Here is an 18,830-nt window from a genome sequence, read left to right on the forward strand (position 1 = left end):
ACGTGACGAAGGTCAAGTACCCCGGCAGTAAGGACGCCATGTCCCACGCCGTCGACATGGCCGGCAAATCGAAGGTCGTCATGAGCGGCGGTTCGAAACGCTCCGACGAGGCGTTCCTGGAGAACGTTCGCGCAGCCATGGACGCTGGCGGGTCCGGGCTTGCAGTCGGCCGGAACGTCTTCCAGCGAGACCACCCCGAGCGACTCCTCGACGCGCTCGAAAAAGTCATCTACGAGGGACAATCAGTGGATTCAGCACTCCAATGAGCAAATCGACCGACTTCACACCGGGCGCGACCGATTCGACGACCGAGGCCATCGTCGACACCATCGCCGACACCGCGACGGACGTTCGCGAGGCCATCGCGACCGAACGAGAGTTCGCCGAGGAGGAAAACCCAAGCGGCGAGAGCCAGCTCGCCGCCGACGTGGAAGCGGACATGCTGCTCGAAGAGCGCTTGCTCGCCATCGACGGCGTCGCCAGCTACGCCAGCGAGGAGCGCGAGTCGGTGTCAGTCGACGACGGCGAGGGACACCGTCACGTCGCCATCGACCCGCTCGACGGGTCGTCGAACCTCGAACCCAACAGCGGTATGGGAACGATCTTCGGTATCTACGACACCAAACCGCCGACGATCGGTCGTAACCTCGTCGCAGCGGGCTTCCTGATCTACGGGCCGACCACGTCGATGGTCGTCGCACGCAACGACCGCGTCCGCGAATACGTCATTCACGACGGAGACGCTCGCACGGTCGACGACGACGTGTCGATCCCACGTGACCCGACGGTCTATGGCTTCGGCGGTGGCCGAGAGAACTGGCAGGAGCCGTTCGTGGAGTACGCGGCCGAACTCCGCAAGAAGCTCAAACTTCGCTACGGCGGTGCGATGATCGCCGACGTGAGTCAGGTGCTCACCTACGGCGGTCTCTTCTCGTATCCGGCACTGGAGTACCGGCCGACCGGCAAACTCCGACTCCAGTTCGAGGGCCAGCCGATGGGCTACATCGTCGAAGCAGCGGGCGGGCGCTCGTCCGATGGGACACAGTCGCTGCTCGACCGCGACATCGAGGGCCTTCACGACCGGACGCCGCTACACCTCGGGAACACGTCGCTCGTCGAGCGACTCGAAGAACGGTACGAACGCGCGGAATAACGCAGTTCGATTTTTTCAGTAGCCCAGATAGATCGCGAGAGCCTTCAGGACGCCGTAGCCGACGACGACGAGACCGACCACGGCACCGATAGCCGTGCCGACGAGACCACCGGGCCACAGCGCGAGTGGATTCGGAAGCCCGCCACCGCCTTGCTGGGTGGTCGCCACGGGCGTCTGAGCAGTGGCTTCTGGCTCCGCCGTCGTCGACTGGGGTGTGGCTGTTGCGGTGCTCGACGGAGGGGACTGCGGGGTCGTGGCCGTCGCGGTGTTCACCGACGAGTCGACGACGGTGACTGTCCCGGCGCGTTCTCCGTCGACGGCGAGGCGCGTACTCTCGTTGACCGGCACGCCGAACTGGACGGTCCGGTTCTCGCCGGGCGCGACCGTCACCGAGCGAGTCGCGACGGTGGTGTTGTTGGCCGTGAGTTCGATCGACCGAGCGCCGACCTGCCCGCCCCGGTTCGTGACAGTCGCGGTGACGACGGCGTACCCGCCGGCCGGGACGCCGTCGGTTGTGAGCGTCGCGTCGGTGACGGCGAGTGACGCCGGTTCCGATGTCTCGGTACCCTCCGACTCCGCGTCCGTGCCCGCTGTGGTGGTGTCGTCGGTGGTCTCGTTCGTTCCGTTCGTCCCGTTTGTCGCGATGGTCTCGTCGCTCGACGTGTCGTGCTGGCCGCTAGCACCGATGGCGAACGACGAGAGGCCCGACGCGTTCGCAACGAAGTGGACGCGATCACGGTCGGCATCGTCGAACCGGACGCGGGTTGGTCGTTCCGTCCACGTCTCGTTGTGCCGATACAGTGCGATCTCGTCTGCCGAGAGACCGACCGACTGGAGGCGGTACCGCTCGATGGCGAACACGACGGTCACGTTCGTCGCTGACTCGTTGGGCGGATGATCGACCGAAAAGGAGGCGATGCTTGCGCGACCGGTCGCCGCGGAAAACGCTCTGGCCGTCCTGTCGAGCGCGACGCTCAGACGGAGTGGCTGGCCGGCCGGTGGGGTCGCCGTCAGCGATTCGATCGTCACGCCGTCGTTCGAGACGAGGTGCCCGCTGTCGTCGGCGATGCGGACGCGCTGGGTCGAACGGTTGGCGGCGACCGTCGCGTTCGTCCGGTTCGCCGCGACCGGCGTGATGTCGACGCCGTCCGTACTCGCCCCCGCGGCGACAGTGACGTTGTGAGTGACGGTGACGGTTCGGCCACGACCGTCCGTGACGGTCGCGGACAGCGTCGTATTGCCCACCTGAGTGAGCGAGTGCGTGATCGACCGGCCGGAACGCGTCGTGTTCGGACCGGTCGACCACTCGACCGACGCGACCCCGACGTTGTCGGCGGCACCCGAGTCGAACGTGTGGGTGTCGCCCGTCGTCACGAAGCGCGGGCCGTCGATGTCGGCCGTCGGTGGCGTCCGGTCGACGAGATAGTCGCGCCGAGCGTTGTAGCGAATCGTGTTGTCGCCGTGGTCGACCAACTGCATCAGGAGCACCAGCGTTTCGCCCTCGTTGTCGAACTCGTGGACGCGCGTGTATCGATAGCTGCCGTCGTTCTGTCGGGTCTCACTGAAATTGTCGATGTCGAGATTCGCCGAGTTGGCCTTGCCGATCGCGAGCGTGAGTTGCGAAAGCGGTTCGTCCGTCTCGGCGGCGATACGTGCGTGTGTGCCGTTGATCCGCTCGACATCGAAGGCGACCAGTCGTGGGTTCTGTCCGTCCATCCCCGTCGCCGTGACACTGCCCGACGAAACCGTGTTGCCGGCCGTGTCGCTGACCGAATCGACGAGCGAGACCGTGATGTTCTCCGTGTTGACTCGACTGGCAAGCGAGAGGCGCACGGTCGCGTCCGTCCCGCTCTCGTTGACCGTCGCGTTGCGGAGCAGACCCGTACTGAGTTCGAAATCGGAGAGCGAGAGCGTCGACTCGTCGACGTCCTCGTTGTCGGCCACCGTGACGATGATCGTCGTCGCGTTGCCGCGTTCGGCCCCTGCGAGCGTCGGTGGATCGGTGTCGCCCTCCGACTGGGCGAGCGCGGGCATCACCGGGACGGCGAGGACGAGGGCGGTAACGAGGACGAGCGTACAGACGAGTGTGGCGGCCGACCGCACCCGAAGGCGTCGCTGCTGGCCGGCGTTCGAACGCGACGGCGACGACGCTCGGGTCACTGACTCGACCGTAGCCCGTCGGGAGACATCAAGGCCGCCCCTCGATTACAATCCCTGATAACAACGTGGCGAGGGGATCGGCAGTCGCCACCGGTGCCGGCGGCAGTATTGTTATACTCCGGTGTGAGTGGTGTGGTATGAAGGTGCGCATCGCCGCCGGTGCAACACGCGAAGAGGCGTCGGCTATCGCCGCAGCGATCGCCGAACACGTCGGTGAGGGCGTGCGGATCTACGTGGGTGACGACGAGGACGCCCGCGTGGTCCATCGGGTCGACGACGAGACCGACACGCCGGACGAGAAACGAGCGCCGGACGAAGAGAGACATGGTCCGACTGACCGTGAACGGCGGCTTCGCGAGGAGATTGCAGACATCAAGGAGGGCGGCCCGAAAAAGTACCGCGACCGCCTCGCCGAGCAAGGAAAACTGTTCGTCCGTGACCGTCTCGACCTCTGGTTTGGCGACGTGACCTTCGAGGACGGGAAGTTCGCCAACTTCGATAGCTGGCGTCGTGAGGCGCGAAACACCTCGGAACAGTCGAACGGGTCCGGCCCGCAAGACGCGGACTCGCCCACGGACGACGGGGCTAACCCGGACCAGCGCTTGCCCGCCGACGGCCTGCTCACGGGCGGAGCCGAGTTCGAAGGCCGTTCGGTCCACTTCATGGCGAACGACTTCACGGTCAAGGCCGGGTCGATGGCCGAGAAGGGCGTCGAGAAGTTCCTGCGGATGCAACAGCGTGCGCTCAAGACCGGCAAGCCGGTGCTCTACCTGATGGACTCCTCGGGTGGCCGGATCGACCAGCAGCGCGGTTTCTTCGCCAACCGCGAGGGGATCGGGAAGTACTACTACAACCACTCGATGCTGTCGGGACGAGTACCACAGATCTGCGTGCTCTACGGTCCCTGTATCGCCGGCGCGGCGTACACGCCCGTCTTCGCCGACTTCACGGTGATGGTCGAGGGGATGAGCGCGATGGCGATTGCCAGTCCACGGATGGTCGAGATGGTCACCGGCGAAGAGATCGATCTGGCCGAACTGGGTGGCCCGGAGATCCACGCTCGCCACTCCGGCAGCGCGGACCTCGTGGCCGAAGACGAGGAGCACGCTCGCAAACTCGTCGCGAAACTGATCGGCTACCTGCCCGACAGCGCCGACGCGGAGCCACCTCGGACCGACGGCCGCGACCCGGCGAAGCCACCGGACGGCATCGACGGCGTCATCCCACAGGAACCGAACCGGGGCTACGACGTGCGTGCGATCATCGAGCGAATCGTCGACGCTGACTCGCTGCTCGAACTCCGGCCGAGATACGGCAGCGAGATGGTCACCGGCTTCGCCCGGATCGACGGCCGGCCGGTCGGCATCGTCGCCAACGACCCCAGCCAGCGGGCCGGTGCGATCTTCCCCGACGCCGCCCGGAAGGCCGCGGAGTTCGTCTGGACCTGCGACGCCTACGACATCCCGCTGCTGTATCTCTGTGACACGCCGGGCTTTATGGCCGGCTCACAGGTCGAGAAAGAAGGCATTCTCGAAGCGGGGAAGAAACTCATCTACGCCACCTCATCGGCGACCGTGCCAAAGCAGTGTGTGATCTTGCGAAAAGCCTACGGCGCGGGCATCTACGCGATGTCCGGGCCGGCCTACGACCCGGAGGCGACGCTGGCACTGCCGTCGGGCGAGATCGCGATCATGGGGCCGGAGGCGGCGATCAACGCCGTCTACGCTAACCGACTCGACGACATCGAGGACCCTGAGGAGCGGGCGGCGCGCGAGGCAGAACTGCGCGAACAGTTCCGCGAGGACATCGACGTGCATCGGATGGCGAGCGAGGTCGTCATCGACGAAATCGTACCGCCGAGCGACCTGCGGACGGAACTGGCTGCTCGCTTCGCGTTCTACGAGGACGTAGAGAAAGACCTGCCGTCGAAGAAACACGGAACCGTCCTGTAGTCGTCGACCGACCAGCGTGTCGCGATCCCCGGACAGGACAGACGCGACGGCCCGGGACACACCCATGGGCGCTGACAGGTGCCGGGATCGATAGATGGATTTTTCAAGCCACCCGCGCCAATAGAAAAACGAGCCACAGCGTACCGGGGTGGGGGCCTTGGTCTCTGCTGTGGTGACTTTCGAGCGTACGAAGTGATATCTCCACACGACTGCCGTCGTGTGGTTCACAGGGGATGTGGGGGGTGTTTCGACAGCCGCGTCCTCGGTGTGGAGCGACAGTCGACAGTCTCACACGCCCAGACAGACACGGGGACACTCCGCCAAACGTCGACCGAGAACACCGAAGCTTTTGAACCAGTAGCGAGAGTATCCATTTAGATACCACGTGGTCCCGTGGGTGGGTGCGTGGTCGGGAGGCTCGATGATCGACCGAGAGACACACGTCGCGCCACGGGCGCGATCATGGATGGAGCACCGCTACGCGGAGCTGGCGACAGTCGAACTGGAGCTGTGGCTCGTCGTCCTCGCGACACTGACCCTCGACGTGATCCTGACGTACATCGGATTGCGGTCGGGGCTCGCCGAGGGGAACCCCATCATGGGGTATGCCTTCGAGCACGTTGGGTTCGCCATGCTGGGACTGGTGAAAGTCGTCGTCCTCGGAACCGCTGGACTCGCGCGTGAATTCCGGCCGGAGTACGGACCGATCATTCCGCTGGGGCTGGCGATTCCGTGGCTCTTTGCGTCGGTCGTCAACTACACGCTGCTCTTCTAGTCCGAATCGGCCGGCCCGCCACCGTCGTCGGGGCGCTTCTCGGCCAGCACTGTCCGCTCGAACGAACAGACGAGTGTTTCATCATCACGAAACACCTCGACGGCCATGGTGACGACGCCGCGCTCGCCGTCGCTGGTCTCGCGTTTGTCCGTGACGGTCGTCTCCGCGCGGAGCGTGTCACCGTGGAACACCGGTGCTGGATGCTCGACATCGTCGTAGCCGAGGTTCGCGACGATGGTCCCATCAGTGGTCTCGGGGATCGTCAGGCCGACCGCCAGCGATAGCGTGTACAGCCCGTTGACGATACGCTCACCGAAATCTGTCTCGGCAGCGAACGCCCCGTCGAGGTGGAGTGGCTGCTGATTCATCGTCATATCACAGAAGCGCTGATTGTCACTCTCGGAGACGGTCCGTCGGCGAGGGTGTGCGATAGTCTCGCCGACAACGAAGTCCTCGTAATACTTCCCTGCCATACGTGGCTTCTTCACACACCACCTACTTGGGGACTGGTGGTCCTCGAAATTAATGCATATTTCCTATTGGTGAATGCAAGGAGTAGCTATTTGTCGTCGTGGGTACCACAATGTGTCAACCAAATGAATGCGGAGGGGGATCGTCTCCGGGCATCGGTCGTCGAGTCGCTGCTAGACTCGGGAACGGCTCAGTCCGTCTTCGAAACCGGACTCGACGCGGTCGACGAGCGATTCGACGCCGATCGTTGTGCCGTCGCGCTCGCCGACGCAGACGGATTCGAACAGGTGGCACAGGTGGGGTCGCGTCGGTTCGATCCCCAGCGCTTCCCCGCCCACCAGCCGACTGATATCTGTTCGCTCGCCTACGAGAACGGGGAGAGTGTCTGTATCGACGACCGCACGGACTCGCAGTCGACCACCACAGTAGCCGAAGACGTTTCGACCGACCAGGAGTCAATCCGATCGCTCATCTGTGCCCCGATCGACGACCGAGGGATTCTGTTGGTCGAATCGACGGCAGTGGATGCCTTCACCGAGGCAGACCGCGAGTGGATCGAGCGACTCGGCCAGTACATTGGGGCAGCGCTGGCCGGGCTAGAGACGGCGACTAATCGACGCTATCGGGCCGATACCGACGACGGATCGGCCGAGGAGCGCCCGAGTGAGGAGGGCGCAGTCGCCGACGAATCGGGTGACGACGGACGCCTGTCCGAGCGAACCGACGGACCGCTTGCGTTCGTCCTCGAAGCGACGGGCACGACGCTGCTGGAAGTAGACCGCTCGTCGAGAACGATCTGGCTGTACGGACCGATCGACCAACCACTCGAATACGAGGTCGGAAAGCCGTACGACCTGGACACGGTCGTCGAGAGCTACGTCCACCGGGATGACCGCGAGGCGGTCACGCAATCGCTCTGTGAAATCACGGAGGGAGAAGGTCGTGCGAGCGAAATCGAGTATCGCATCACACCGGAGTCCGTGCAGGAACATCGCTGGATCAAGTCACAGGTGGCACTCACACCCGACGGCGAGCGTGTCGTCGGTTTCTCGACCGACATCACGGCCCGAAAACAGCGGGAAGAGCGCATCAAGGCGCTTCATCGGTACATGACGCGACTGATGCGAAGCGACTCACAGAGTGAGGTCGCATCCGTCGCCGTCGAGGCAGCGAGCGATGCCGTCGGCACGCCACTCAGCGGCGTCCACTTACACGACGGCGACGAGACGCTCGAAGCGACAGCGCTGAACGACCGGGCTGCCGACATCTTCGGTTCCGATCTCACCTACCGACGCCACAGCGACGATCCGGTCGATTCGTTCGTCTGGGAGACGTTCGAGCAGGAACGCCCCCTCGTCATCGAGGATACCTCGACGTTCGACCGACTCGAAGGGGCGGCGACAGTCGAGAGTGCGATCGTCTACCCGCTTGCGGACTACGGCGTGTTCATCACGAGTGCGCTCGGCCCACATGCGTTCGACGAGACGGACGTGGCGCTCGGAGACGTGCTCGCATCGAGCGTCGTCGCAGCCCTCGACCGAGTCGAGAAAGAACGACAGCTCAGAGCGAAGCGCGACGAACTCGAACACACGAACGAACAGCTCGAACAGTTCGTAAATATCGTCAGCCACGACCTCCAGAACCCGATGAACGTCGCGCTCGGGCGTGTCGAGTACGTTCGGGAACGCCTCGACGGCGGGTCGACCCACCTCGAAACAGCCGAGACCGCACTCGAACGCATGGAGGCGATCATCGACGAGACGCTCGTACTGGCGCGACAGGGCAACAGCGTCGACGCGACCACGCCGGTCGACATCGGCGCGACGGCTCGCCGATCCTGGCAGACCGTCGTGACCGACGCGGCGACGCTCGTCCTCGACGTGGACGCTGGAACGACGATCGATGCCGACCGAGAGCGTCTCGCACACGTGTTCGAGAACCTTTTTCGAAACGCGGTCGAACACAACGAGACGGACGTGACGGTCCGGGTCGGATCGCTCGACGACGGTAACGGGATCTACGTCGAGGACGACGGCGTGGGAATCCCACCCAGTGAGCGCGAACACGTCGTGGAAACCGGATACACGACCGACGAGGGCGGAACCGGGTTCGGACTCTCTCTGGTGGCGGAGATCGTGCAGGCCCACGGCTGGTCGCTCACCGTCACGGGCGGGACGGACGGGGGAGCGCGATTCGAGATTTCCGGGATCGCGTGACGGCGAGCGCGCCGTCGTAAGGGCTTTGATACCGAGTGTGCAAGGTCACACCGATGGACGGGCAACGTCGTCGAGCGGTCACCGATTCGTTCCGGCTCGCTGCCAACGGCGAGCGGTGGTTTCTCCTCGATCTCGTACTCGCAGTCGTCGGCTTCGTTGGGTGGGTCGGTGCGACCGGTGCACTGGCCGCACTGGGGGCACAGGAAATCGGTCTGACCCTCGCGGTCGAACCGGGGTCCAGCAGAACGATGGCGCTGCTGGCCGCCGCAGTCGTCGGATGGATCGTCGTTCCGGCAGTCGTTGGGACGTGGCGACTGCGCGACCGCGTGACCAACGTTTCGGGGAACGTCGAGAGCGCCTACCGCTTCGACGCGCCCGCCACGCTACTCGTGCCGCCCGCGGTACTGGTACTGCTCGCAGTTGTGGCGACGCTCGTCGCACCGTTACAGTGGCCCGCGCTCGCAGTTGCGTTTATCGCCGGCGCGTACCTCCTCGTCCGCACGACGGCCTACAGCTACCGTGTCTTCTCGTTTTCCTATCCCGGCATCGTCCACTTCGGATCGTTCCTGACCTTCCTGCTGTACGCAACGGCTGGCGTCGTCCAGTTGGCGGCCGTCGTCGATCAGCGAACGATGGTCGTCGACGCCATCGATCTCCTCGGTGTCCCTGTCGACGTGTACGGAACGGTCGGGACGGGACCGCTCGAAGTCCCGATCCTGTTGACCGCCGCTGGGGCCACACCGGTGGTCGTCGCGGTCTCGTACCTGCTCGTACAGTCACTGGTCGCAGTCTACGTCCGCCGAGCAGAGCCGACTGTCGACCGTGGTTCGTTGCGTGCGGGACAGCGAAACCCGTTCCAGCCCGCCGTCGCGAACGGGACCGGCGGACACGCGTCACGGTCCCGTTCCGGTCCGACGACGACCGGTCCGTCGAGCGAAGCGGACCACAGCGTCCCGGCGCACATACAGACGACACGTGCGTACGACCCCGACGGGACTGTCGAGGACCCGACAGGCGACAGCACCGACGGGGTCGGCCACGGCGACGAGCGCTGTCGGACGTGTGGCGTGGCGTTCACGCCCGACACAGCGGTTCGGTTCTGTCCGAACTGCGGGCAGCGCCTCGACGACGGATAGCCCGCGTCGTCGACACGACGGGAGAGAGAGAACTACCGATCCCTCGTGAGCGCCATGTGTGGCACGGTTCCACAAGGCGGAAAAATAATTTCTGGAATGCCAAAGACAGTACAACAGATTGCGAAAGTATTATCAGCGCCACGACCCTGATTTCGGTTGACCTAAGGACATACTATGGCAGTACTCGAAATCAACAACCTCCACGCAAAAGTGGCGGAAGACGGCGGTGAACGGATCCTTCGCGGCGTCGACCTCGAAGTCGAGTCGGGCGAGATCCACGCGCTGATGGGACCGAACGGATCGGGCAAGTCGACGACAGCCAAGATCATCGCCGGCCACCCCGCGTACGAGGTGACCGACGGTGAAGTGCTGATCCACCTCGAAGACGACGAGTTCGGCGACGATGTCGAGATCCCCGAGGACAAGCGCACGTGGGACCTCCTCGATCTCGAACCCAACGAGCGCGCCGCACTCGGTATCTTCCTCGCGTTCCAGTACCCCGCCGAGATCGAGGGTGTCACGATGGTGAACTTCCTGCGGACAGCGCTCAACGCCAAACTCGAAGAGCGCGAAGAACTCTTCGAGGACGAAGACGAGGAAGAAGCCGACGCCGAAGGCGGCGACACCAACGAGGACGCCGCTGGCTACGACACGTCACCGATGGAAGGCCCCGCCGACGAAGGCGAGGTCGGCGTCGCCGAGTTCCAGCAGCTCCTCAAAGAGAAGATGGAACAGCTCGATATGGACGAGAAGTTCGCCAACCGCTATCTCAACGCCGGCTTCTCCGGCGGGGAGAAGAAGCAAAACGAGGTCCTCCAGGCCGCGATCCTCGAACCGTCGGTCGCCGTCCTCGACGAGATCGACTCAGGGCTGGACATCGACCGCCTGCAGGACGTTTCCGAGGGTATCAACGCGCTGCGCGACGAGCAGGGCACCGGCATCCTCCAGATCACCCACTACCAGCGCATCCTCGACTACGTCGAACCCGATCACGTCCACGTGATGATCGACGGCGAGATCGCCAAATCCGGCGGCGCAGAGCTGGCAGAAGAGCTCGAAGACAAGGGCTACGACTGGGTTCGCGAGGAAGTCTACGAGGCCGCATGATACGGAAGTTGTAGACGTGTTCCCGGTCGATCGCACGATGTCGTGCGATCGATCCGGTACGGAACTACAACTTTCCGTATACGCCACAACCCACATAACCAGCAATCCCCAAGCCAAACACAACAAATCATGAGTTCAGATCAAGACCACCTCAAAGAAACCGACACTGAAGCCCGGTTCGAGTTCAAGAAGGAGGAAAAGTCCGCCTTCGAGACCGAGAAAGGTCTCACCGAGGAGACAGTCCGTCTCATCTCGGAAGACAAAGACGAACCGGAGTGGATGCTCGAGCGACGCCTTCGCGCGCTCGAACAGTTCCAGCAGATGCCGATGCCGACCGACTGGCCCGGCCAGCCAGACCTCTCGGAGGTCGACATCGACGAGATCGTTCCCTACATCCGACCCGACATCGAGACTCGCGGCGGCGCGGAGAACTGGGAAGACCTCCCCGAAGAGATTCAGGACACCTTCGACAAGCTCGGCATCCCGGAGGCCGAGAAGAACGCGCTCTCGGGCGTCGGTGCCCAGTACGAGTCCGAGATCGTCTACCAGAACATGCAAGAGCAGTGGGAGGAGAAGGGCGTCATCTTCTGTGACATGGACAAGGCCGTCCAGGAACACGAAGAGATCGTCAAAGAGCACTTCATGACCAAGTGCGTCCCGCCGAGCGACAACAAGTTCGCCGCGCTCCACGGGGCCATCTGGTCGGGCGGTTCCTTCGTCTACATCCCGGAGGACACCAGCGTCAACATGCCCGTGCAGGCGTACTTCCGGATGAACTCCGAAGGGATGGGGCAGTTCGAGCACACGCTCATCATCGCCGAGGACAACGCAGAAGTCCACTACATCGAAGGCTGTTCCGCACCGAAGTACTCTGCCTTTAACCTCCACAGCGGGGGCGTCGAGGTCTTCGTCGGCGAGAACGCCCACGTCCAGTACTCGACAGTCCAGAACTGGTCGAAAAACACCTACAACCTCAACACCAAGCGCGCCATCGTCGAGGAGGAAGGCACGATGGAGTGGGTGTCCGGTTCCATGGGATCGAAGGCGACGATGCTGTACCCCGCCACGATCCTCAAGGGCCCCGGCGCGACGGACAACCACATCACCATCGCCATGGCTGGCGAAGGCCAGAACATCGACACCGGCGCGAAGGTCTACCACAACGCGCCCGACACGAAATCGACCATCGAGTCGAAGTCGATCTCCAAAGACGGCGGCCGCACGAACTACCGTGGCCTCGTCCACATCTCCGACGGCGCCGAGGACTCCAGTACGTCCGTCGAGTGTGACGCGCTGATGTTCGACAACGAGTCGACCTCGGACACGATGCCGTACATGGAGATTCAGGAGAACAAGGTCGACGTGGCCCACGAAGCCACCGTCGGCAAGATCGGCGACGAGGACGTGTTCTATCTCCAGAGCCGCGGCCTGGACGACGACGACGCAAAGCAGATGATCGTCGCTGGCTTCATCGAACCGCTCACGGAAGAACTACCCATCGAGTACGCGGTCGAAATGAACCGGCTCATCGAACTCGAAATGGAGGGGAGCCTCGGGTAACCCCCGGATCTATCATGAGTACGCAGGTACACGCCAACCTTACGGAGGAGCAGGTAACGCAGATATCCGAGGAACTCGGGGAGCCAGAGTGGCTGCTCGAAACCCGTCTCGACGCGCTCTCGGCGCTGGGCGACCTCGACATGCCCGATGTCATCCGGACACCGGGTCGCGACTGGACGAACCTCGACGCGCTCGACTACGAGACGCTGGTCGACCCCCTCGACTGGGAGCAAGAGAAAGACCGCGTCGACGCCGACGGTGTCGACGTGCTCGCCTGGAGCGACGCGCTCGACGAACACGGTGACCTGATCGAGGAGCAGTTCGGTTCCGTCGTCGACCCCCAGCGCAACTATCTCACGGCGCTGTCGACGGCACTGTTCTCGGCCGGAACGGTCATCTACGTCCCCGAGGGCGTCGACGCCGAGGACGTGAAGATCCGAACGACGATGAACAGCCGTTCGCTGTTCAACTACACGCTCGTCGTCGCCGAGGAGTCGTCGTCCGTGACGATCCTGGAACGCCAGACGACCGGTGACAACGTCGAGGGCGACCAGTACTACTCCGGCGTCGTCGAAGTCGTCGGCGGCGAGAACAGCCACGTGCAGTACGGCGCGCTCCAGAACCTCGCGGAAGACACCTACAACTTCCAGGTCAAGCGCGGCCACGCTGCCGAGTACGGCACGGTCAACTGGATCGAAGGGAACATTGGCTCGCGTCTGACGAAGACCGACGTCGAGACGCGCCTGATCGGAGATTCCTCCGAGTCGAAGATCGTCGGCGCGTTCTTCGGCCACGAGGACCAGCACTTCGACATCGCGTCTCGGGTCTGGCACGAAGCCGAACACACGACGGCCGACCTCGTCACCCGCGGCGTCCTCGACGACGCCGCCCGCTCGGTGTACGAGGGCGTCCAGGACGTGGGTCGCGAAGCGTGGGACACCAGTTCCTACCAGCGCGAGAACACGCTGATGCTTTCGGACGAGAGCGAGGCCGACGCGTCGCCGAAGCTGATCATCAACAACCACGACACCGAAGCCTCCCACTCCGCAACGGTCGGGCAGGTCGACGCAGAGGACCTGTTCTACATGACCTCTCGCGGCGTGGACCCCGAGCGCGCGAAGAACATGCTCGTCGAAGGCTTCTTCGTCCCGGTCTTCGAGGAGATCGAAGTCGACGAACTCCGCGAGGACCTCGACGACCTCGTCGTCGAGCGACTCCAAGGCTAAGCAACGCCGGGCGACCGCTTTCTGTGTGTCCGTGTTTCGCTTTCGCGTGCGCATCCAAACAGCCGTAACAGTCCGTGAGCGCCCCGTCGCCCGTTGTGGATCGAGTTCGTAGAACAATAGGCTCGCGGCGAGTGGACGATCACAATGGTTAGTCCCACAACTCTATTGCCCGTATCATGAAACTGAGCTGTGCTTGATTGAAGCAAAAGTAGCTGTTTCATCAACGAACACCAGATCTGCCGTAACGATTTTACATGTGAAATGTGTGTGCATGGTTGGCATCACCGTCCGCATGGGATGGTCGAGAACGGACGTTCTCGGCTCCGAGATCGGGGGATGTCTGAGTCAACGATGAAACGGCGCAACTACCTCAAGTCGATCACCGCTGCAGCCGGCATCGCCGGCGTGCCCGGACTCGCATCGGCAGCAGATTGTAGCAGTGTCTCGGCGTGGGACGAGACGACACTGTACGAAGCAGGCGATCGAGTCCACCACCCCGACACTGATGGTATCGAAGCGCTCTGGGAAGCCGAACTGGACTCCCGAAACGCCGAACCGTCCCGTTCGAGTTCCTACTGGAACTACATCGGGGATTGTGGCAGTGGCGACAACGCCGGGCCGACGGCGTCGGTGTCGGTCTCGTCGACGACAGTGACGACGGGCGAGACCGTCGACGTCGACGGCTCGGGATCGTCGGATTCGGACGGGTCGATCAGCAGCTACGACTGGGACTTCGGCGACGGAGCAACCGCCACAGGCTCGACCGCCAGTCACAGCTATAGCTCGACCGGCGACTACACCGTGTCGCTGACTGTCACCGACGACGACGGTGCAACAGACTCCGCTTCCGTGACGATCACCGTCGAGTCGGACACGACCAACAGCGCACCGACGGCCGAGTTTACCACCGACATCAGCACGCCCGATCCGGGCGAATCGGTCACCTTCGACGCGAGCGATTCGAGTGACCCGGACGGGTCGATCTCGTCGTATAGCTGGGACTTCGGCGACGACACGACCGGCAGCGGCCAAAGTGTGAGTCACAGCTACTCCTCGTCGGGCGACTACACGGTGTCGCTGACGGTCACCGACGACGACCGCGCGACTGACAGTGCGTCGACGACCGTCTCGGTCTCCAGCGGGAATGCGGCACCCGACGCATCCTTTACCGTCTCGCCGTCCTCGCCGACGACCGGTGACTCGGTGACGTTCGACGCCGCCGATTCCTCGGACTCGGACGGGTCGATCAGTTCCTACGAGTGGGACTTTGGCGACGGATCGACGGCGACCGGTCAGTCTGTTACCCACAGTTACGACAGCACCGGTGATTACACGATCACCCTCACAGTCACCGACGACGATGGTGCGACCGACTCGAACGGGACGACCGTTTCCGTCTCGTCTGACTCCGGCGGTTCGGGCGGCGAGACCGAGTTCGCACCGTACAACTACGTGTTCACGCGACCCGAGAAGACGATGGTCGAACACGCAGAGCAGGCCGGCAACGAAGCCTTCACCGCGGCGTTCGTCCTCTCCGATGGGGACGGGAACGCGGCGTGGGGTGGCGAACCAGATCAGCAGATCGGCGATGCCGGTCTCGCGTCCGAGTTCCAGGCCTATCAGGATCAAGGCGGGACGATCATCATCTCGTTTGGCGGTGCAGTCGGAACGATGATCGCACAGGACACGACCGACATCGAGAAGATCAAAGCCGAGTACCAGTCCGTCATCGACACCTACGGCGTCACGCATCTGGACTTCGACATCGAATCCGTCGACGAAGCCGCCGTCGACCGTCGCAATCAGGCGCTTGCAGAGCTTCAGTCCGAGAATCCCGACGTGAAAGTGTCGTACACACTGCGCTGTCGGACGACCGGTCTGACCAGTCACGGCAAGTACGTCGTCGAGAGTGCCCGCGACAACGGCGTCGACCTCCAGTACGTCAACGTCATGACGATGAACTACGGCTGGGTCCGCCCGAGCGCGAGCACGGTCAAGGACTCCGCCAACGGCACTCACGAGGATCTCATGTCGATCTTCTCGGATCTCTCCTCGGAGGAAGCGTGGAGCATGGTCGGGATCACGCCGATGCTCGGCGAGAACAACGTCGGCGGCGAACACCGCCCCGCCGACGCCAGCAAAGTCGTCGATTTCGTCCAGAACAAGGGCGTCGGACTCGTCTCGTTCTGGTCGATCGATCGAGACAACGGTGGCTGTGCGGATGGGACCGTCTCTGGCACCTGTAGTGGAATCGAACAGGACAGCTACGAGTTCTCGAATATCTACAACGAAGTGCAGTAGGGATCGATCGGTCGACGCGTCGGCTGGGACGCGGTCGGCCGTTTCGCACTGACTCTCATCCGTTTCCGACGACCCGGTCACGGCCGTGACGGCCCACCACACGATCGCGACTGTCGATCAACGCCTCCGTGGTTCGGGAGTCGCACGTAACGAAACGGGCGACGAACCGAGTCGTACACGGTTGTGGATGGCAAATCCAGTCGACGACTGTGGGTCCGGCCCCAGTCGACCACGGCCCGCGTTCCCGCTACGGAAACAATCCCGATCCGGTGACCGGGGTATCATCATTGCCACGATGCCAGAGAGTGCCGAAAACAGATGTTTGAGGGCGAGAGACCGAGTATCACGCCACCAAATGTCATGAGGTGTGATGATACACGACAGGGGGTGGATGTAAAACCATTTCAAATTATAAAATGCTACAATAGTTCAGGACCGATCCATCGATATGTTTCTTATTAGTGTTTCCTAATTTTCGTTAATTTTTAGTACCTATAGGATCGAAATGTTGGCAGCGGTTGGGTGGATGAGCGTTGGGACGACACGAACCCGCGAGCCGATATCCATGGGTTCGGGATGTGTGATCCGACAGGGGCAAGCCAGCGTTCGACACCACCGCGACAAGAACAATGCAACGTCGTAATTACCTCAAGTCGCTTTCGGCGCTGGCCGGTCTGGCCGGCGTCTCGATTGGCACAGCACAGGAAGACTATCCGGAATACGATTCAAGCGCGACCTACACCGGTGGCGACCGAGTCGTCTACGAAGGATCGATCTGGGAAGCCCAGTGGTGGACGAAAGGAAAGGCACCGAGCGAAGGCGCAGCAGTCTGGGAGAAAATCGGACCTGCCGACGGAGGCGATGGCGGCTCCGACGGCGGCGACGACGGCGGCAGCAGCGACATCCCCGCGTGGGACTCCAGTGTCGCCTACAGCGGCGGAGACAAGGTCACCTACGACGGCTACGTCTGGGAAGCCGAATGGTGGACCAAGGGCACCGAACCCGCACAGAGCGAGAACGTCTGGACGCAGGTCCGCGCCGTCGACGACGGCAGCGACGACGGCGGTGACGACGGTGGCGACGACGGCGGAACGACCGAACTGGCCGCGAACCTCAGCGTCAGTTCGCAGTTCCCCGACGCCGACGCCTCGGTCGAGTTCGACGCTTCGGATTCGACCTCCCCGAGTTCGATCGAGAGCTACGAGTGGGACTTCGGTGACGGCTCCAGTGCAACGGGCGAGACGGTCACGCACTCGTTCGCACGCGGTCAGTACGACGTAACGCTGACCATCACGGACGCCGACGGCAACACGGCGACCGACTCGATCCAGATCACGGCTGGTCGACCACAGCTCGACGAGCAGCGCGTCGTCGCCTACTGGCGCCAGTGGGCACAGTACGACCGTGGGTACACCCCGGACATGATTCCCTACGACAACGTGACCCACGTTCAGTACGCCTTCCTCCGCCCGGAGAAGGATGGGTCGCTCGAATTCCTGCACGCAAACGGCGGACAGGACCTCTACGGCTCGCGCTTCATGCACAACGGCGACGCCGGAACCTTCTACGACGGCGAAATCGAGGACTGGCGCTCGGTCGGTGACAAGGCATTCAGCGCACAGGCCAAGCAGCGCGACGACACGAAGTTCGTCGCCTCCGTCGGTGGCTGGGGCGACTCCGAGTACTTCTCGCCGGTCGCACAGGACCCCGACAAGCGTGAGAAGTTCGCGCAGGACTGTGTCGAACTCGTCGAGAGCTACAACCTCGACGGCATCGACATCGACTGGGAGTACCCCGGCGGCGGTGGCTGTACGTCGGAATCGCCCGTCTGTGACATCGACAACATCTCCCAGGAGGGCGACCAGCAGAAGTTCACCCTCCTGATGCAGGAGATCCGCGACGCACTCGACAAGGCTGCCGAGGAAGACCCCGACCGCGACGAGCCGTACGAGCTGACGGCAGCGGTCGTCGCCGACGCAGAGAAGGCGAAGGGTCTCGAACACGAGAAGCTCTCGGAGTTCGTCGACTTCGTCAGCGTGATGACGTTCGACTTCCGCGGCATCTGGAGCGGTCACACCGCTCACCACTCGCCGCTGAAGCAGAACCCCGACAACCCAGAACCCAAAGCCGACACCTGGAACGCCTCCAGCGCACTCGCCTGGTGGGAAGATCAGGGCTGGGACCCCGAACAGCTCAACATGGCCGTGCCGTTCTACGGCCGTAGCTGGAGCGACGTGCAGGCACCCGACGGATCGGGTAACGGCACCGACGACGGTCTCTTCCAGCCCTTCAAGGGCGAGGACGAGGACGCCAGCGGTGACGGTTCCTACCCGAGCTTCGGTGACGGTGGGACCAATCTCGGCGGCATCTGGGAGTACTTCGACCTCGGCGGCGACGGCCGCCAGGGGAGCAACTCCCTCAACCTCGACAGCAGCGACTGGGAGACCTACTTCGACGAGAAGGCAGTCGCCTCCTGGAGCTACAACAAGAGCAAAGGGCTGATGATCAGTCACCCGACCGAGCAGTCCATCGAAGCGAAGATGAACTGGCTCTCACAGAGCAACTACGGCGGGACGATGCTGTGGTCGATCGGTGGCGACACCAAAGACGGCAAGCTCATCTCGACGCTCTGGAACGCGCTCAACGGATAACGCCAGCGGGTTCCGTTGGGATTTGCGGCGGCGACACGAGACGACGGGGGTAACGGACGTGTCGCCGCGGCAAACCCGCGAACGACTGAGAGCGGACGACAATGAATCGACGACGCCTCTGC

General features: G+C 63.2%; 12 protein-coding genes and 1 pseudogene. 11 read left to right on the forward strand and 2 right to left on the reverse strand.

Annotated features, from left to right (window positions below; translation table 11 throughout):
• Positions 1 to 266 (forward strand): annotated as a pseudogene (locus tag AC5FRW_RS19190) (aldolase); the annotation flags it as partial.
• Entirely contained in the window at positions 263 to 1,153 is an 891-nt protein-coding gene (locus AC5FRW_RS19195; protein WP_493570071.1) for a class 1 fructose-bisphosphatase, read from the forward strand. The pseudogene AC5FRW_RS19190 and the gene AC5FRW_RS19195, both read left to right, overlap by 4 nt.
• A gap of 15 nt (positions 1,154 to 1,168) precedes the next feature.
• On the opposite strand, the gene AC5FRW_RS19200 is transcribed toward AC5FRW_RS19195, so the two are convergent.
• The gene (locus AC5FRW_RS19200) at positions 1,169 to 3,313 is read right to left on the reverse strand and encodes a PGF-pre-PGF domain-containing protein (protein WP_493570072.1); all 2,145 of its coding nucleotides are present in this window, start codon (positions 3,311 to 3,313) and stop codon (positions 1,169 to 1,171) included.
• 137 nt (positions 3,314 to 3,450) lie between these two features.
• On the opposite strand from AC5FRW_RS19200, the gene AC5FRW_RS19205 reads away from it, so the two are divergent.
• Positions 3,451 to 5,265, forward strand: a complete 1,815-nt coding sequence (locus tag AC5FRW_RS19205; protein ID WP_493570073.1) for an acyl-CoA carboxylase subunit beta — start codon at positions 3,451 to 3,453, stop codon at positions 5,263 to 5,265.
• Between the two features lie 421 nt (positions 5,266 to 5,686).
• Positions 5,687 to 6,040: a DUF5658 family protein gene (locus AC5FRW_RS19210; RefSeq protein ID WP_493570074.1), complete on the forward strand. Its 354-nt coding sequence runs from the start codon at positions 5,687 to 5,689 to the stop codon at positions 6,038 to 6,040.
• Here AC5FRW_RS19210 and AC5FRW_RS19215 read toward each other — a convergent pair.
• Complete coding sequence (locus AC5FRW_RS19215) at positions 6,037 to 6,513, reverse strand: MaoC family dehydratase (protein ID WP_493570075.1); 477 nt, start codon at positions 6,511 to 6,513, stop codon at positions 6,037 to 6,039. The genes AC5FRW_RS19210 and AC5FRW_RS19215 overlap by 4 nt on opposite strands.
• 123 nt (positions 6,514 to 6,636) lie before the next feature.
• Between AC5FRW_RS19215 and AC5FRW_RS19220 the strand changes: the two genes are divergently transcribed.
• From AC5FRW_RS19220 to AC5FRW_RS19250, 7 genes are all read left to right on the forward strand, one after another.
• The gene (locus AC5FRW_RS19220; protein WP_493570076.1) at positions 6,637 to 8,727 is read left to right on the forward strand and encodes a cofactor assembly of complex C subunit B; all 2,091 of its coding nucleotides are present in this window, start codon (positions 6,637 to 6,639) and stop codon (positions 8,725 to 8,727) included.
• A gap of 53 nt (positions 8,728 to 8,780) precedes the next feature.
• Positions 8,781 to 9,863: a hypothetical protein gene (locus AC5FRW_RS19225; protein ID WP_493570077.1), complete on the forward strand. Its 1,083-nt coding sequence runs from the start codon at positions 8,781 to 8,783 to the stop codon at positions 9,861 to 9,863.
• 174 nt (positions 9,864 to 10,037) lie between these two features.
• A complete protein-coding gene (locus AC5FRW_RS19230; protein ID WP_493570078.1) occupies positions 10,038 to 10,970 on the forward strand; it encodes an ABC transporter ATP-binding protein in 933 nt (310 codons plus the stop codon).
• A gap of 129 nt (positions 10,971 to 11,099) precedes the next feature.
• On the forward strand, positions 11,100 to 12,530 hold the full coding sequence (sufB, locus tag AC5FRW_RS19235) for a Fe-S cluster assembly protein SufB (protein WP_493570079.1): 1,431 nt from the start codon (positions 11,100 to 11,102) through the stop codon (positions 12,528 to 12,530).
• Positions 12,531 to 12,544: 14 nt separating this feature from the next.
• Positions 12,545 to 13,756 (forward strand): Fe-S cluster assembly protein SufD, encoded by a 1,212-nt coding sequence (sufD, locus tag AC5FRW_RS19240; protein ID WP_493570080.1) that lies wholly within the window; start codon positions 12,545 to 12,547, stop codon positions 13,754 to 13,756.
• A 336-nt stretch (positions 13,757 to 14,092) separates the two neighbouring features.
• Positions 14,093 to 16,057 carry a PKD domain-containing protein gene (locus AC5FRW_RS19245; RefSeq protein WP_493570081.1) on the forward strand — a complete coding sequence of 655 codons (1,965 nt, stop codon included), beginning with the start codon at positions 14,093 to 14,095 and terminating at the stop codon, positions 16,055 to 16,057.
• A 629-nt stretch (positions 16,058 to 16,686) separates the two neighbouring features.
• A complete protein-coding gene (locus tag AC5FRW_RS19250) occupies positions 16,687 to 18,708 on the forward strand; it encodes a glycosyl hydrolase family 18 protein (protein ID WP_493570082.1) in 2,022 nt (673 codons plus the stop codon).
• Positions 18,709 to 18,830: the final 122 nt, after the last annotated feature.

It is taken from the genome of Halomicrobium sp. HArcht3-1, from assembly GCF_058933345.1.

Excerpts from the sequence above, each read along its gene's own strand:
- AC5FRW_RS19195 (WP_493570071.1), top strand. The coding sequence starts at position 263 with ATGAGCAAATCGACCGACTTCACACCGGGCGCGACCGATTCGACGACC.
- AC5FRW_RS19205 (WP_493570073.1), top strand. The coding sequence starts at position 3,451 with ATGAAGGTGCGCATCGCCGCCGGTGCAACACGCGAAGAGGCGTCGGCT.
- AC5FRW_RS19210 (WP_493570074.1), top strand. The coding sequence starts at position 5,687 with ATGATCGACCGAGAGACACACGTCGCGCCACGGGCGCGATCATGGATG.
- AC5FRW_RS19215 (WP_493570075.1), bottom strand. The coding sequence starts at position 6,513 with ATGGCAGGGAAGTATTACGAGGACTTCGTTGTCGGCGAGACTATCGCA.
- AC5FRW_RS19220 (WP_493570076.1), top strand. The coding sequence starts at position 6,637 with ATGAATGCGGAGGGGGATCGTCTCCGGGCATCGGTCGTCGAGTCGCTG.
- AC5FRW_RS19225 (WP_493570077.1), top strand. The coding sequence starts at position 8,781 with ATGGACGGGCAACGTCGTCGAGCGGTCACCGATTCGTTCCGGCTCGCT.
- AC5FRW_RS19230 (WP_493570078.1), top strand. The coding sequence starts at position 10,038 with ATGGCAGTACTCGAAATCAACAACCTCCACGCAAAAGTGGCGGAAGAC.
- sufB (WP_493570079.1), top strand. The coding sequence starts at position 11,100 with ATGAGTTCAGATCAAGACCACCTCAAAGAAACCGACACTGAAGCCCGG.
- sufD (WP_493570080.1), top strand. The coding sequence starts at position 12,545 with ATGAGTACGCAGGTACACGCCAACCTTACGGAGGAGCAGGTAACGCAG.
- AC5FRW_RS19245 (WP_493570081.1), top strand. The coding sequence starts at position 14,093 with ATGTCTGAGTCAACGATGAAACGGCGCAACTACCTCAAGTCGATCACC.
- AC5FRW_RS19250 (WP_493570082.1), top strand. The coding sequence starts at position 16,687 with ATGCAACGTCGTAATTACCTCAAGTCGCTTTCGGCGCTGGCCGGTCTG.